This window comes from Psychrobacter sp., from assembly GCF_036731945.1.
Classification (GTDB): Bacteria; Pseudomonadota; Gammaproteobacteria; order Pseudomonadales; family Moraxellaceae; genus Psychrobacter.
On the sequence record NZ_DAINDI010000032.1, the window covers coordinates 32978 to 33190 of the forward strand.

A 213-nucleotide genomic window follows, 5' to 3' on the forward strand; every position below is an offset into this window, starting at 1 on the left:
TGCATCTTAAACAGTCATAAAAATTTTCTGCAAAAAAAGCAGCCACGAAAAAGTGCGCTGCTTTTTTAATGTCTATAGTTTCCCTCTATTATCTCTGGCTGCTGTCTGTGTTGCCTATCTCTTAAAGCTCAGTAGCAGTTTTGCTAAATTGAGGCTTTTAAACTTTGCAAAAACTGCCCTTGTGCTAAAGTCTGCCTATCTTTTTTTAATCTA